The sequence below is a fragment of the Alcaligenes sp. SORT26 genome (assembly GCF_017377875.1).
GTDB lineage: Bacteria > Pseudomonadota > Gammaproteobacteria > Burkholderiales > Burkholderiaceae_B > Alcaligenes > Alcaligenes parafaecalis.
In genome coordinates, this window is record NZ_CP070975.1 from 2,763,604 (window position 1) to 2,777,132 (window position 13,529).

The following is a 13,529-nucleotide window of genomic DNA, read 5'->3' on the forward strand; positions in this document are numbered from 1 at the left end:
AAGAAAAACGATTAAATCTGTCTTATAGATTTAGAAAAACTAAATCATGAACCCTATCTTCCCTTTGCTGGCCCTGCGTGCGTTTACCGAGGTCGGGCGACACGGCAGCATCAAGCTTGCCGCCCAGGCACTGGGCGTCACCTCCGGCGCTGTCAGCCAGCAGATTCGGCAATTGGAAGATCGTTTGGGGGTGACGCTGTTTATACGCAGTCATCACAAAATGAGCCTGAGCGAAGCCGGTGCACAGGTCTATCCAGAGCTGCTAAGCGCCTTCGATCAGATCGAAAATGCCCTGCATACCCTGGATGCCACCAAGCAGCGCAAAGCGCTGACGATTAGCACCGTGCCCTCCTTTGCCGCTTCCTGGCTGATTCCTAGACTGGCCGACTTCAAGGACCGGCACCCCGATATTGAAATCCGCGTGGAAGCATCCCCGACACTGGTGGACCTGCGCCGCGACAAGGTAGATATCGCCATTCGTCACGGCTTGGGGGTGTATCCGGGTTTGCAGGCCGAGCCCTTAATGGCACCTGTCTTGCTGCCCGTTGCCAGCCCCGGTCTGTTGGCGGGCAAGCCCGCTATTCAGGAGCCAGCGGATTGTCTGGAATGGCCGCTACTGCAAGATGCAGATCGGGCGGATTGGTCGCTCTGGTTGTCTGCTCATGAAGTGGCGGACGACGCACGCGCTGATCGAGGTACGGCATTCGAGGACGACTATTTGCTGATTCGTGGCGCAATTGCTGGCCTGGGGCTGGCTTTGATACCGCAGGAATATGCACAGGATGAAATCGCGGCAGGACGCCTGGTACAAGTGCTGGACAAGCCCTGGCCTGCCCGCTTTGCGTACTATCTGGTGAGCTTGCCGGATACACGGCAAAGAACAGAGGTTCGTGCCTTCGCTGATTGGATCAGCGAACAAGCGCAGCTCTAGCAAGGTCAGGCAAAAAACCATAAAAAAAGCCCCGTCCCAAAGGACGGGGCAAACCTCAACAAGCAAGTAAATCGTTCAAGCCAGCTCCACCGCCACCGGACCACGGGGACGGGAACAGCACAACAAGACTTTGCCTTCTGGCACCGGGTCCAGAGGCTCTTCAAAATAGTCGACCTCGCCCGACACCAGCGTGCACATACAGGTATTGCACAGGCCCGCACGGCAGTTGAAGTCCGGGCTCAAGCCGGTTTCTTCAGCCAGGTCCAGCAAGGACGGGCAGTCCTCATGCCATTGAGCCTGACGGCCATCGGGCAGAAAGGTCACCGTCTGGGCAGCATTACCTGCAACCGCTGCTGCTTCTGCAGACGTAGCCTGCTCTGGTGTAGCCGCCGCAGTACTAGTGACAGCAGCGGGCTGTGCATCGGCCTGAGTCGTGCTGGACACGCCCTCATCCGCCAAGGTGTTTTCCAGCACCGTTGCCGGGCCAAAAAACTCGTAGTGAATACGCTCGCGCACCACACCCAAACTACGCAATACACCGTAATTGCTCTGCATGAACGCACTGGGTCCACACAGGTAAAACTCGTAATCATCCAACGGGAGCCAGCTTTGCAATTGCTCCCGCGTAATCAGTCCTGAGACGTGATGCAAACCAGCTTGCAGGTCGTGCTCATTGGGATTGCGATAGCAGAAGTAAATCTGCACCCCCGAACGCAAAGCGGCCAATTCGCGCAGCTCATCGGCAAAAGCATGCACTGCGCTGTTGTCACAGGCATGGATCACATACACCTTACGCTGACTGCGTTTAAGCAAGCGATGCAGCATGGCCAGCAACGGGGTCTGACCCACGCCACCACTGAGCAGCACCACAGGCCGCTGGCTGCTTTCATCCAGCACAAACTCGCCCATAGGCCCGGCAGCGCTGAGCAGATCGCCAGGCTGCACCTGTTCATGCAGGTAGGAAGAAGCCACCCCATCCGCCACGCTTAACCCCACCGGGGCTTTCTCGTGTTTGACGGAGATGCGCAGCCGATTCGTGCTGTCTGGATCACCCGACACACTGTAGTTGCGCAGCACCGTTTGCCCATCAATCGACAGGCGAAACACCAGATACTGGCCCGGCTGATACGGCGGGATATCACCGTCCACCGGCTCCAGCACAAACGAAGTAATCACCTCGCTTTCGCGCTGTTTTTCCAGTACACGATAGTCCCGGAAACGGCGGCTGGCCGTGCTGTCTGTGCCCACAGGTGATGCAGTCGTGCTCATTACGCTCAAGCCGTTGCAGTCTCGCTGGCAACAGCCTGCTCGGCCTGGATCATTTGGCTGATCTTGCGACGGAAGCGCAAGGGGCCGGAATCCAGCGGCAGGTCCAAGGCAGCAGGACGTTCTTTCAGTGCCTTATGCACTTCTTCCAGGACCACCTTATCTTCCAGGAAGGCATGACGCACGTCTTCGTTGAAAATCTTGGAAACAGCCTCGTCATCCGGGCTGAAATTACGCAACTGGAACCAGAAGTAGCGGGTGTGCTCTTCATCGATAGGCGTGAGGAAGTTATACGAGTCCATCAGGAAAACATCCTTGTGGTACTCGCTGGGCTCCTCTGTCGCTGCACCGGCGGGCAAGAAGATGGCCTTGATCACCGCCAGCGAAGGAAAACGCACTTCGTATTGCTGTTTACGGTCGCAATTACCTTCAAATTGCACGAACTGCTTGTAAAACGGCGCGACTTCCACATTTTTGGACCAGCGCGAGACAGTCACGCCGTTATCTTCTACCTTCACGGTCAAAGGCAGGCCAATAATGTCAGGGCTACCAAAGGAGCTTTGGTGCACCCAGGACACGTGCGAGGGGTCCAGCAGATTGTCGGTCACATACAAGTAGCTGCAATCCAGTTCCATGGCATCACCACGGTTCACGCCCCAGTCAGGATTATTCCACTCGGGGATGTCAATCAGCTTGGCGGTGTCGGCCAGTTCGGGATCGCCCATCCACACCCAGACCAGGCCATAACGCTCCGTACAGGGATAGCTACGCACAACGGCACTTTTGGGGATCTGCGCCACACCTGGCGCTTTGGTACAGGAGCCGCTGCAATCAAAGGTCAGACCGTGGTAACCGCATTCCACCTGGTCGCCAATCAAGCGTCCTTTGGACAAAGGCAGACGACGGTGCGGACAGGAATCTTCCAGGGCGACAGGCTGGCCGTCTTCACGGCGATACATCACCAGGTTTTCGCTAAGCATACGCACAGGCTGCAAGCTGCGACCGAGCTGCGTAGCCAATGCGCCTACATACCAGGCATTGCGTACAAACATGATTTACCCCCAACGCTATATATGGTGCACGATGGCAACAGGGCCATTCATGCGCAATTTCCTGCCATGATAGTCTCAATCAAACTCAGCCTACTATCCATATCGTTTAGAATTTCTAAAGTTAAACCACTTCTTTAGACGGGGTCTGCCCATCATGGATACCTTGCCTCCGCTACGCGCCCTGCAGGTCTTTGAAACGCTGGGCCACAGCCAAAGCCTGCAAGAAGCTGCACGTCGTCTGAAAATTACGCCTGGCGCCATCAGCCAGCAATTACGCCTGCTGGAAGAGACGCTGGGGTGTCGTCTGACCTACAAAGAGGGCAAGCGTCTGCGGCTGACAGCGGCAGGGGTGCGCTTTCACGAGATTTGCACGCAAGCCTTTGAGCTATTGCGTGAAGGGCAGCAGGAAATGGAGCGCTCGCGCAACACCAGCCTGTTATCGATCAGCGCCCTGCCCTCCATGCTTAAAACCTGGATGGCCCCGCTGGCGTTTCAGTGGCAAGAGCAATACGACCCCGAGCTGACCTTGCACCTGAAAGGCAGTCATGCCGAGCCGGATCTGGAAGCGGAGCAAATCGACTTTCGGATTACCTACGGCCAGGCCGCCGCCCGCCCCCGCAGTTTTACCGAGCTGTATACGGACAGGGTCGTGCCCGCTTGCAGCCCGGCACTATTGCAGGGACATGCTGCCTTGCGGCATCCCCGTGATCTGCTGGCCTACCCCTTGCTGTCGTCGGACTGGCAACCGCGCTTTACCTCGCCGCCGTCCTGGCGGGACTGGTTTGAGTCTCTGGATATAGAGATCGGTGACACACCGCTGGATCGCTTCCGCGTGTTTTCCCTCTCGCATATGGCGCTGGAGTCGGCCATAGCAGGCCAGGGATTCGTATTGGCGCAATGCTCGATGATAGAAAAGGAAGTGCGCAGCGGGCAGTTGGTTCTGCCCTTCTCCCATTCCCTGCCACTACCCTGGCCCTATGTGCTGACACGGCGGGCGGGCGCGTTTGAGTCGCCTCATAGTCAGGACTTTCATCGCTACTTGTTGAATCGGGCACGGCAGCAGGAGCGGATTAATCAGGAACTGTTGCTGAAAGCATTGGCCTGAGCAATGCTGCCGTACGACGAAAGACGACCAGCTTGCCGATAGACCTGCTTGCCTGGTCATGGCCAAGCACTAAACCATTGAGTGCGTTGGGCGTGTAAGCACGCCGCTATTCGATGGTTTAGCTCTACACCGTTCCGCTTTTTAGTTCAGGCCCAAGCACCCAGCCAGGAGAGCAAGACTAGTCGAGCGCCTGGATCAGAGAAGTACGTATCAGCGCTTGCTAGCACCCGATCAACGCAGCTGAGGATACATTCCAGCATCAACAAAAAAGCGTGTTTACCGCCCCCGAAGGGGCCATAAACACGCTCTTTAATCCTGCTGGAAAGACTTCAGTGTCTTAGGCCACCACAGCAGCCAAGGACTCCGCGAAGTAATCCACGTTGGACTGGTTCAGGCCAGGCACGCTGATGCGGCCAGACTCCAGAACGTACACACCAAAATCGTCACGCAATTTCTGGATCTGCTCCTTCGTCAGGCCGGTGTAGCAGAACATGCCTTGCTGTTTGACGAAGTAGCTGCTGTCGTACTGGGGAGCCAGTTCTTTCAGACGATCGTGCACGCGCTTGCGCATGGCAGCGATACGTTGACGCATGGCTTCCACGTCTGCGGTCCACTCGGCCAGCAAGGACTCATCGGACAGAATGGTAGCAATGGCCTGACCACCGTGCGAAGGCGGGTTGGAGTAAATGCGGCGCACCACTGCTTTCAACTGACCCAACACGCGGTCGGCTTCATCTGCGCTCTTGCACACCACCGACAAGCCACCGCAGCGCTCCGAGTAGTAGGAGAAGTTCTTGGAGAAGGAGTTGGCCAGCAAGAATGTCAGGCCCGCATCCACCATGGCACGCACAGCAAAGGCGTCGTCATCCAGGCTGCGGCCAAAACCCTGGTAAGCCATGTCCAGGAAAGGAATCAGCTTGCGCTCTTGCAGCACTGGAATCAGTTGCAACCACTGCTCGTCGCTCAGATCGGCCCCGGTGGGGTTATGACAGCAGGGGTGCAGCAGCACAATGCTGTGCTCTGGCAGGACGGAAATGTCTTCCATCAGGCCGGTGAAATCCAGACCGCGAGTGGCCGGATCGTAGTAACGGTATGTGTGGGTAGGAATGCCCGATCCACGGAAAATGGAGTGGTGGTTATCCCAGGCGGGGTCGCTGATCCACATTTCGCTGTTGGGGTACGCATCGTGCAGGAAGTCGCCACCCACTTTCAAGGCACCCGAGCCGCCCAGCGTCTGGATAGTGGCCACACGGCCTTCTTGCAGCACTTTGCTGTCCGCACCAAAAACCAGTTTTTGCACAGCGCTACGGTAAGAAGCCAGACCTTCGATAGGCAGGTAACCACGTGGCTGGCCCTTGGAGGCCCATTGTTCTTCAGCCCGGCGAGCCACATCCAGCAAAGGCAGGCGGCCTTGCTCGTCGTAATACAAACCAATGGTCAGGTTGACCTTGCGATCACGCGGATCGGCGTGAAAGGCCTCGTTCAAACGAAAAATCGGATCGCCACCATAGGCCTGCAAATGCTCAAACATGCTTGTTCCTTGAAAAATTACGGTTGTGGGCCGCCCGGTCTGGTCGACGGTCTATTCAAACAACCATTGACCTTATACCCTGGGCCTACTTTAGCCAATATATCGGGGATCTTTTTGCAGCACATGGGCACGCAAGCGCGGCGTGAATGCGTCATCAGACTTGTCCCCCCCTGGCTAGGCGCAGCACCTGTTCTTGTCTAGTTCGGTGCAAGCAATCAGAAGTCAGCGTCCACCTGCAAGTCTGTTTACACCCTGTGAAGGCTGGGATGCAAAGACCTGAGCGCCGTGTGCCAACCTGTCTGCCTGGGCCATGCCAGCAAAGAATATACATGGCTTTTTCACGATACAGGAGGCTGTACCTGCATTCACCCTCGTTTTGTCCGAGACGTATTGCCCACATGCCACCGCATTGTCATATGCAGATCCCGCCCAAGACCGTTAACATGAGACTTTCACCGTTTCAACAGGAGTCTGCCGTGTCCGTATCGCCGCTGCCTATCCCCGTATCCTGCCCTTTAGAAGGGGCCAGCAACTTCCGCGATATAGGCGGCTATGCCACAGACTCCGGCTCCTTTCGTAAAGGCCGTGTCTACCGCTCGGATCACCTGGCGGACTTGAGCAGCCAGGACCTGGACACCTTGCAGGAACTGGGCATTGCCCGGTCGCTGGATTTTCGGGGCGCACACGAGCGCCAGCGTTCGCCTTACCAGTACAGCTTTTTGACCAGCCACGCGCTGACCGTCGAGCCTACCGTCCTTCCGGATTTTATGGATATGCTGGCCCAAGGTCAGATAGATGTAGAAGCGGCGCATGGCACCATGAACAAGACCTATACCGAGTTCGTGACCGGGCATGCCGCCACCTTTGCGCGCGTCTTTGATCAATTGCTGGAAGCGGATACACCCGTAGTCATGCACTGCACCGCAGGCAAGGATCGCACCGGTTTTGCCGTGGCCTTGCTGCACCGCGCTACCGGGGTGCACCCTGACGATGTCATGCATGACTATCTGCTCACCAATCAATTCTTCCGCCGCCCTGATCTGCCCGACAACCGGGGCATCAGTGACGAAGTGCTGAATATTCTCTGGGGTGTTCAGCCCGAGTTTCTGGAAACCGCCTTCAAGACCATTGATGAGACGCACGGCAATCTGGAGAATTTCTTCCAGAACGTCTTGAAGCTCAGCCCCACCCGACGCGAGGCCTTGCTGGAACGCTACACCGCCTAAACCACGCCCACGGAGGTCGCTGGCAGCTCCCAGTGACCTTCCAGGCTCAGGGCAGGCCCCATCACATTGCGCCAGGTCGGCAGATCATGCATTTGCGTGAACAAAGGCATGCAATAGCGCGGCTGCACGATGTCCACCAACCAGCGCAAATCCGTCAGACGCGGGTGTACATTCCAGCACAAAGTATGGGTGCCACGCGGCGCGTGCGGGGCGACATAACCGGTATGAATCAAGAGACGCTCGCCGGGCTCTGCATTCAGGTCTGAAACCCGTGCCTGATGCTCCCGAATCAACTCCCCTGCCTTGCCCTGACAACCATCTGGCTCGCCTGCCAGAAGCAAATGCGCCTGCGGATCAAAGACTGCCGCTCGGGGCATCAACTCACGCAACGCCTGCTGCACACCGGGCAAGAGCAAATCGCTGCTTTGGCTGATCATGCGGGTCAGATTCTCGTAGCAGGAGGCGTCCATGCTCCAATCCTCAAACCCTTGCTGCTGACGCCAAAACGCAATCTCTACGGCTCGGCCCGAAGGAGGCACCGGCAATAAAGCAGCTTGGGACTCCAGCAAGGATTCCAGAATGCTCCAGGCCACATGATGGGACTGGTCGTACAGGCCATACGACGCATCCAGCAAAGCCAGATACGCTGGAGGTGGCAAATCAAAGGGAAACAGCAAGGACTCGCAGGAAAAGTCCCCGCTATAAAACAGTCCACCGCCCACATCCAGATGCAGCCAGACACCCCCTAAAGCGTGTCCGGACAAGCCGGTACGCACGGCAATATCGCCAATATAGGTCGTACCCCGTGTAGGGAGTTCGCGCCAGATGCGCCCGGCAGGCAAGCTGCGGGCGGTAGAGGCCGTGGCATAAATAGGAATGTGTTCCGGCAGCTTGGACAAGGAGCCGATATGATCCTGATGGTCGTGCGTCACCAGAATGGCATCCACCTCCAGCCCTTCATACCAGTCGCACACCTGCCCAGGGTACAAAGGCCCGCCCGCATCCAGCAGTAACCGCAAGCCACATGCCTGCACCAAAATGGCGGCAGGCGCTTTGCCTCCATAACCGCTTAACACCGTCACCAGGGTCTGGTTCATGCTCCGTCCCCTACAAGGCATTCAGGCAAAGGTAGTACCAAGCCACACCCAGCATCCTGCTTTGCGGCACGGCTGGACACCGGGCACAAGAACAAAGCATCAATAAGCGCAATGGGCCGCAGCACAGGCTGCCGGACAGAAAAAGGCATCAACTTAAAGAACCAGAGTCACCGAAGTGCCCTGCCTTAAAAAGACTACGACAGGCTCAGGTTAAACAAGTGTTCTTTCAGCCCTGTTACAGATTTATGGCAGTTCGATGGCAGTGCTTCCCGCCTGCGTTTCACCTGTCAAAACCAGAAGAGTCTCAAGCGCCGATGCAGACAAAAAAGAGCGCCTTACAAGGCGCTCTGACAAGCTGTTTGAAACTAGAGCTGGGCGGATCCAAACACGGCTTTATCAAAAACCAGCCAAACGGATTCCAACCTGCGCCGGTACCTGTGCACACCACCAAACAAAAGCTCGCTTTGCAGACTGTCGATCAAGGCCATGTAAGTCTTGGCCAAGGTCTCCACGCTTAAACCCGTTTCAGGCTTAGCCAGGGCAGACTGCGCCACTGCTTGATGAGTGATGCGCTCCAGATCCGCCATGAACACATGCATGGGTTCCATCACCACATCGTACAAATGCACAGGCGGCGCAAATAAGATGCGAATCCAGAAACGTACTTGATGCGATTGCTCAAAACGCTCCTGCATCCCTTCCAGATACGCCCGCAACTGCTGCTTGATCCCTTCCCCTCCCTGCAGAACCTGACGGGCATGATTCAGTTCATCTTCAACAATTTTTGGGATCAGGCTCAGAAACAGCTCGTCCTTGTTGCGAAAATGGGCATAGACCGAGGGCTTTTTAATGCCTACATCAGCGGCAATCTCGTTCATGGTGGTGGCATCAAAGCCCTGAACGGCAAAGCGCGCCAACGCCGCATCCTGCAGTTTTTCAGTAGTGGTTTTGCTCACAGTCCAACAAGCTCTCAGTCAAAGGCCAATGATCGGGGCCGCTTTCGCGGCCCGCAGAAACTACTATTTTACAACCCCCAGCTCACTGACTGGTCGTGTCACCGTGCGGCAACGGCCAGCCAGAACATACAGCAAAATAGCCAGCAAACCGCAGCCGCCAATCGCCAAGGGCAAAACCTGCGGCCCAGGCACCGCCAAGCTGACGATGTAGCCCACCACTGCCGAAATCAGGTAATGGAACATACCCATCAAGGCGGCAGCCGTACCTGCCTGTGGGCCAGCCACATTCATGGTCAAAGCCGTTACGTTACCAAACACCATGCCCAAAGAGCCAACCGAAACGGCAATCAAAGCGGCATACAGGATCAGTCCAGCCGCATCTGCTTGCACCACCGCATACAGGAGCAAGGCCGAGGCCGTATGAACAATCAAGCCCAAGGCCAGTACCCGAGAAGTGGGCATGCTGGCCTTCAACAAGTAATTGCTGACGAGCCCGCCCAACACCAGTGCCACCGAGTTACCGGCAAACACATAACTGAACACGGCAGGCGACAAGGAAAAATGCTGTGTAAACACAAAGGCCGAGCCACTGATATAGACAAATAAGGCCGCCAATGCAAACCCACCGGAGCCGGTATACGCCATGAATGCCTTATTGCCCAACTCGCGACCATAAGCGCGAAGAATATGGCCTGGATTCAAAGGCACACGCTGACTCACAGGCAGGGAATCCGGTATGGCTTTAAGTCCCCAAAACAGCCCCATCGTCCCTAATGCAGCCAGCATCCAGAAAATGGCACGCCAGTCTGCATGGCTCAATAGATAGGCACCCAAAATGGGAGCCACAATCGGTGCAATCATCATCACCTGCATCAGCAGAGAAAAGATGCTGGCCGACTCTTTGACATCACACAAGTCCGCCACAATGGCACGCGGTGTAACCAAGCCTGCTGCAGCACCCAAAGCCTGAATAAAACGCGCTGCCAACAAAGCCTCAACCGATGTGGCCAAAGCGCCAAAAACCGAGCCCACCACAAAAATAACCACGCCCAACAGCAAGGGCACTCGACGCCCGAAGCGATCCAGCAAAGGGCCGTAAATACCTTGGCCCAAAGCCAGGCCCGCCAAAAACACGGACAAGGTTTGCTGAATCCGGCCAGGAGAAGCACCCAGTTCCTGCGCGATCGCGGGCATGCCCGGCAAATACATATCAATTGCCATGGCATCCAATGCGGTCAACAAGGCCAGCAACAAGATCAAAGGCCAGGCCAGGCTTCTGGTACGTGACAGCTCGCTCATGTCACGCTCTCTACAATGCGGAAAAACAGAAACTCAAACACGCTCACACTCCCGTATATAGCGTTACCAATTAAACTACCTACCTACCGATAGGTAGGATAGCCGTAACTATACTCCTTTTAAAGATTCAGGTAAAAAAAAACCCCGGAAATACCGGGGTTTTTTGAGAGTCTGTGCAAATAAGCTAGATATCCAGCAAATCGCTCATGTCGTCGGCATGCTCTTCTTCCACCGCCATGATTTCAACCAGCATCTGCCGTGTTGTCGGATCGGTATCGCCAATACGTTCAATCATCTGGCGATAGGACTCAATAGCAATACGCTCGGCAATCAGATTGGCACGAATCATGGACTTGATGTCACCGCTGTCGTCATACTCCGCATGACTGCGCTGGACCAGGTTTTTAGGGTTGAAATCCGGTTCGCCGTTCAGTTGCACAATACGTTCGGCAATGCGGTCGGCATGCTCGGCCTCTTGCTGAGCGTGCTCCAGAAACTCGGCTTTGATGGGCTCATTGTTCAAGCCGGTGGCGGTGAAGTAATGGCGCTTGTAGCGCATCACACAGACCAGCTCGGTGGCCAGGGCTTCATTCAACATCTGAATGATTTCTTCGCGATTGCCCTTGTAGCCGGACGCTACGGCACCATCGTCCACAAACTTTTTGGCGGCTGCCCGGATAGCGGCAACATCAATGGGACCGTGGCTGGATTGAACTGCTTTCTGCTTGCTCATTGCATTCCTCCGTATTGATTCCCGCCGCGAAAGTGCGGCGCTGTATCGCGCAACCGCCGGAAACGAACACACTGACTTCAAAAGCAATAAGAGCTTGTTCAAAGAACAAGCGCTTTACCTAAACCTGAGCTTGAAGTCTGCACGCTGCATGTGTTTAAAACCGGCCGTGCAAGAAACTGAACAAAGTGGATAGGTCTTTTCATGGTAACGACGGCTCCCTGGCTTGAAAAGCTCAAAACTGCTTGTTTTAGTGGCAGTAACACGGGGGTTCTGTGCAGAAAAGGCCAAATTTACTGAGCGTGCAACGAGCGGGGACTCACGAGCCATGCGGGTTACGCGATGAAACACTACGTTCACTACGGCAGGAAAAACCGGCTTGAACTCGTTCAAGCCGGGATACAAGACCAAACACTTGGATACATGCATCCAGCCGCTGAACGCTCTTGGCAAGTTGAAAATTGAGCCTGCACTGAATTATCGATTCTTCTTTTCAGAACCTATCAGTTCGACTAATATGAAACGGTCGTTACTTTTAAATCAAGACCATGACTTCAATAACCTGGTTACTGCTGACCTACAAGGTGCCCTCCGAACCCAGTGCAAAACGGCTGGCCCTGTGGCGACGCCTGAAAGCCCTTGGAGCGGTCTATCTGCAAAACGGTGTCTGCGTACTGCCCAAAACAGATGAACACATACGCCGCCTGAAAGTGCTGGAGAACGACATCACCACCATGGAAGGCGACTGCGTGTTGCTGGAAACCATTGCGCTGGACAAGGCACAGGAAGAAAAAGTCATTACTCGTTTTACGGACGACCGCAACGAGCAATACCAGGAACTGCTGGGCCGTTGCAAAGACTTCGAGGCCGAAATTGCCAAAGAAATTTCGATTCAGAAATTTACCTACGCCGAGCTGGACGAAGAAGAAACCGATCTGAAAAAACTGGAAAACTGGTACGAGAAAATCCAGAAACTGGATTTTTATGGCGCCCCCCTGGCACAGGTTGCTCAAGCGCGCCTGCAAGAGTGCAAGGCAAGACTGGATGAGTATGCCCAAATGGTCTATGACGCTCATGAAGAAAACCGCTAAGCCTGCGTCAACACCGGCTTCCGATGCGCCGCGAGCCAAAATCCACCGCAGTGTCTGGGCCTTGGGTTTTGTGTCCATGTTCATGGACATTTCATCGGAACTGATCCACGCCCTGCTACCTATCTACATGGTCACCGTCATGGGTACGTCGGTACTGGCCGTGGGCTTTATTGAAGGCATTGCCGAAGCCACAGCCTCCATCATGAAAGTGTTTTCCGGAGCGGTCAGCGACCGTTTTGGAAAGCGCAAACTGCTGGCCGTGATTGGCTATGGTCTGGCCGCCCTGACCAAGCCCATTTTTCCGCTGGCAAATTCGCTGGATTGGCTGGTCGGTGCCCGCTTCGTGGACCGCATAGGCAAAGGCATACGCGGCGCACCCCGCGATGCTTTGGTTGCTGATGTCACCCCGCCCGAACTGCGAGGCGCCGCCTACGGTTTGCGGCAAACGCTGGATACGATTGGCGCCTTTATCGGCCCCTTGCTGGCTATTGCCCTGATGTGGTGGACGGCCAATAACTACCAGCTCATTTTCTGGGTCGCTGTCCTGCCTGCTTTTGCGGCCATCGCCGTGCTGGTGTTCTTTGTGCGCGAGCCCAAAATACCGGCCACCACCCGCCCCCGCAAACTGCCCCTGAACCGGGAAGATTTGGGTCGGCTGGGTTCCCGTTACTGGTGGGTCGTCGCGATTGGGCTGGCCTTCACCCTGGCCCGTTTCAGCGAAGCCTTCCTGATTCTGCGCGGCGAATCCAGTGGCCTGCCGCCCATGTGGGCACCCGCCGTCCTGGTCGTCATGAGTGTGGCCTTCTCCCTGTCTGCCTACCCGGCGGGTGTCTTGTCAGATCGCATGCGCAAAACGGATCTGCTCCTGATTGGCGTCGCCTTGCTGATTGCCGCAGACCTGACTCTGGCCTTCGTACCCGGCTTGCTCGGCCTGGGCCTGGGCGTTGCCCTATGGGGCCTGCACATGGGCTTCACACAGGGTCTGTTCAATGTGCTGATTGCCGACAGCGCCCCCGCTGAACTGCGCGGCACCGCCTTTGGCATGTTCCATCTACTAACCGGCATCGCCCTGCTGCTGGCCAGCGTCATCGCCGGTCTACTCTGGGACACCATCGGCTTCCAAGGCACCTTTGCGGCCGGGGCAATCTTTGCAGTACTGACCGGCTTGGGATTGCTGACCTTAAGACGAAGCTCCCAAGGGGCGTTCTAATCAAAAAGGCCGACTTCATGTCGGCCTTTTTTCAT

At 55.9% G+C, this 13,529-nt stretch carries 12 protein-coding genes; 5 read left to right on the forward strand and 7 right to left on the reverse strand.

Annotated features, from left to right (window positions below; all coding sequences use genetic code 11):
* Positions 1-46: 46 nt before the first annotated feature.
* Positions 47-931, forward strand: a complete 885-nt coding sequence (gcvA, locus tag JYG33_RS12665; RefSeq protein WP_207872573.1) for a transcriptional regulator GcvA — start codon at positions 47-49, stop codon at positions 929-931.
* A gap of 75 nt (positions 932-1,006) precedes the next feature.
* Here the strand turns inward: gcvA and JYG33_RS12670 are convergent, their stop codons facing one another.
* Positions 1,007-2,200 (reverse strand): FAD-binding oxidoreductase, encoded by a 1,194-nt coding sequence (locus JYG33_RS12670; protein WP_207872574.1) that lies wholly within the window; start codon positions 2,198-2,200, stop codon positions 1,007-1,009.
* Between the two features lie 5 nt (positions 2,201-2,205).
* Positions 2,206-3,249: an aromatic ring-hydroxylating dioxygenase subunit alpha gene (locus JYG33_RS12675; RefSeq protein WP_207872575.1), complete on the reverse strand. Its 1,044-nt coding sequence runs from the start codon at positions 3,247-3,249 to the stop codon at positions 2,206-2,208.
* A 154-nt stretch (positions 3,250-3,403) separates the two neighbouring features.
* On the opposite strand from JYG33_RS12675, the gene JYG33_RS12680 reads away from it, so the two are divergent.
* Positions 3,404-4,354, forward strand: a complete 951-nt coding sequence (locus JYG33_RS12680) for a LysR substrate-binding domain-containing protein (protein WP_207872576.1) — start codon at positions 3,404-3,406, stop codon at positions 4,352-4,354.
* A 337-nt stretch (positions 4,355-4,691) separates the two neighbouring features.
* Here JYG33_RS12680 and JYG33_RS12685 read toward each other — a convergent pair whose 3' ends face one another.
* Positions 4,692-5,885: an amino acid aminotransferase gene (locus JYG33_RS12685; RefSeq protein ID WP_207872577.1), complete on the reverse strand. Its 1,194-nt coding sequence runs from the start codon at positions 5,883-5,885 to the stop codon at positions 4,692-4,694.
* Positions 5,886-6,361: 476 nt separating this feature from the next.
* Between JYG33_RS12685 and JYG33_RS12690 the strand changes: the two genes are divergently transcribed.
* Positions 6,362-7,111, forward strand: coding sequence for a tyrosine-protein phosphatase (locus JYG33_RS12690; RefSeq protein ID WP_207872578.1), 750 nt, complete (start codon positions 6,362-6,364; stop codon positions 7,109-7,111).
* Here JYG33_RS12690 and JYG33_RS12695 read toward each other — a convergent pair.
* From JYG33_RS12695 to JYG33_RS12710, 4 genes are all read right to left on the reverse strand, one after another.
* A complete protein-coding gene (locus JYG33_RS12695; protein ID WP_207872579.1) occupies positions 7,108-8,208 on the reverse strand; it encodes an MBL fold metallo-hydrolase in 1,101 nt (366 codons plus the stop codon). The genes JYG33_RS12690 and JYG33_RS12695 overlap by 4 nt on opposite strands.
* A 365-nt stretch (positions 8,209-8,573) precedes the next feature.
* Positions 8,574-9,164 (reverse strand): TetR/AcrR family transcriptional regulator, encoded by a 591-nt coding sequence (locus tag JYG33_RS12700; protein WP_207872580.1) that lies wholly within the window; start codon positions 9,162-9,164, stop codon positions 8,574-8,576.
* A 63-nt stretch (positions 9,165-9,227) separates the two neighbouring features.
* Positions 9,228-10,463, reverse strand: coding sequence for a multidrug effflux MFS transporter (locus JYG33_RS12705; RefSeq protein ID WP_207872581.1), 1,236 nt, complete (start codon positions 10,461-10,463; stop codon positions 9,228-9,230).
* A 184-nt stretch (positions 10,464-10,647) separates the two neighbouring features.
* Positions 10,648-11,196, reverse strand: a complete 549-nt coding sequence (locus JYG33_RS12710) for a ferritin-like domain-containing protein (RefSeq protein WP_207872582.1) — start codon at positions 11,194-11,196, stop codon at positions 10,648-10,650.
* A 545-nt stretch (positions 11,197-11,741) separates the two neighbouring features.
* On the opposite strand from JYG33_RS12710, the gene JYG33_RS12715 reads away from it, so the two are divergent.
* A complete protein-coding gene (locus tag JYG33_RS12715) occupies positions 11,742-12,284 on the forward strand; it encodes a Chromate resistance protein ChrB (RefSeq protein WP_222669157.1) in 543 nt (180 codons plus the stop codon).
* Positions 12,259-13,494: an MFS transporter gene (locus tag JYG33_RS12720; RefSeq protein ID WP_207875851.1), complete on the forward strand. Its 1,236-nt coding sequence runs from the start codon at positions 12,259-12,261 to the stop codon at positions 13,492-13,494. The genes JYG33_RS12715 and JYG33_RS12720 overlap by 26 nt, the downstream gene beginning before the upstream one ends.
* Positions 13,495-13,529 lie beyond the last annotated feature (35 nt).

What these genes read in the sequence shown, in the direction of transcription:
- JYG33_RS12705 (WP_207872581.1), bottom strand. Translation starts at nt 10,463, where the DNA reads ATGAGCGAGCTGTCACGTACCAGAAGCCTGGCCTGGCCTTTGATCTTG.
- JYG33_RS12670 (WP_207872574.1), bottom strand. Translation starts at nt 2,200, where the DNA reads ATGAGCACGACTGCATCACCTGTGGGCACAGACAGCACGGCCAGCCGC.
- JYG33_RS12715 (WP_222669157.1), top strand. Translation starts at nt 11,742, where the DNA reads ATGACTTCAATAACCTGGTTACTGCTGACCTACAAGGTGCCCTCCGAA.
- JYG33_RS12675 (WP_207872575.1), bottom strand. Translation starts at nt 3,249, where the DNA reads ATGTTTGTACGCAATGCCTGGTATGTAGGCGCATTGGCTACGCAGCTC.
- JYG33_RS12680 (WP_207872576.1), top strand. Translation starts at nt 3,404, where the DNA reads ATGGATACCTTGCCTCCGCTACGCGCCCTGCAGGTCTTTGAAACGCTG.
- JYG33_RS12710 (WP_207872582.1), bottom strand. Translation starts at nt 11,196, where the DNA reads ATGAGCAAGCAGAAAGCAGTTCAATCCAGCCACGGTCCCATTGATGTT.
- gcvA (WP_207872573.1), top strand. Translation starts at nt 47, where the DNA reads ATGAACCCTATCTTCCCTTTGCTGGCCCTGCGTGCGTTTACCGAGGTC.
- JYG33_RS12685 (WP_207872577.1), bottom strand. Translation starts at nt 5,885, where the DNA reads ATGTTTGAGCATTTGCAGGCCTATGGTGGCGATCCGATTTTTCGTTTG.
- JYG33_RS12695 (WP_207872579.1), bottom strand. Translation starts at nt 8,208, where the DNA reads ATGAACCAGACCCTGGTGACGGTGTTAAGCGGTTATGGAGGCAAAGCG.
- JYG33_RS12720 (WP_207875851.1), top strand. Translation starts at nt 12,259, where the DNA reads ATGACGCTCATGAAGAAAACCGCTAAGCCTGCGTCAACACCGGCTTCC.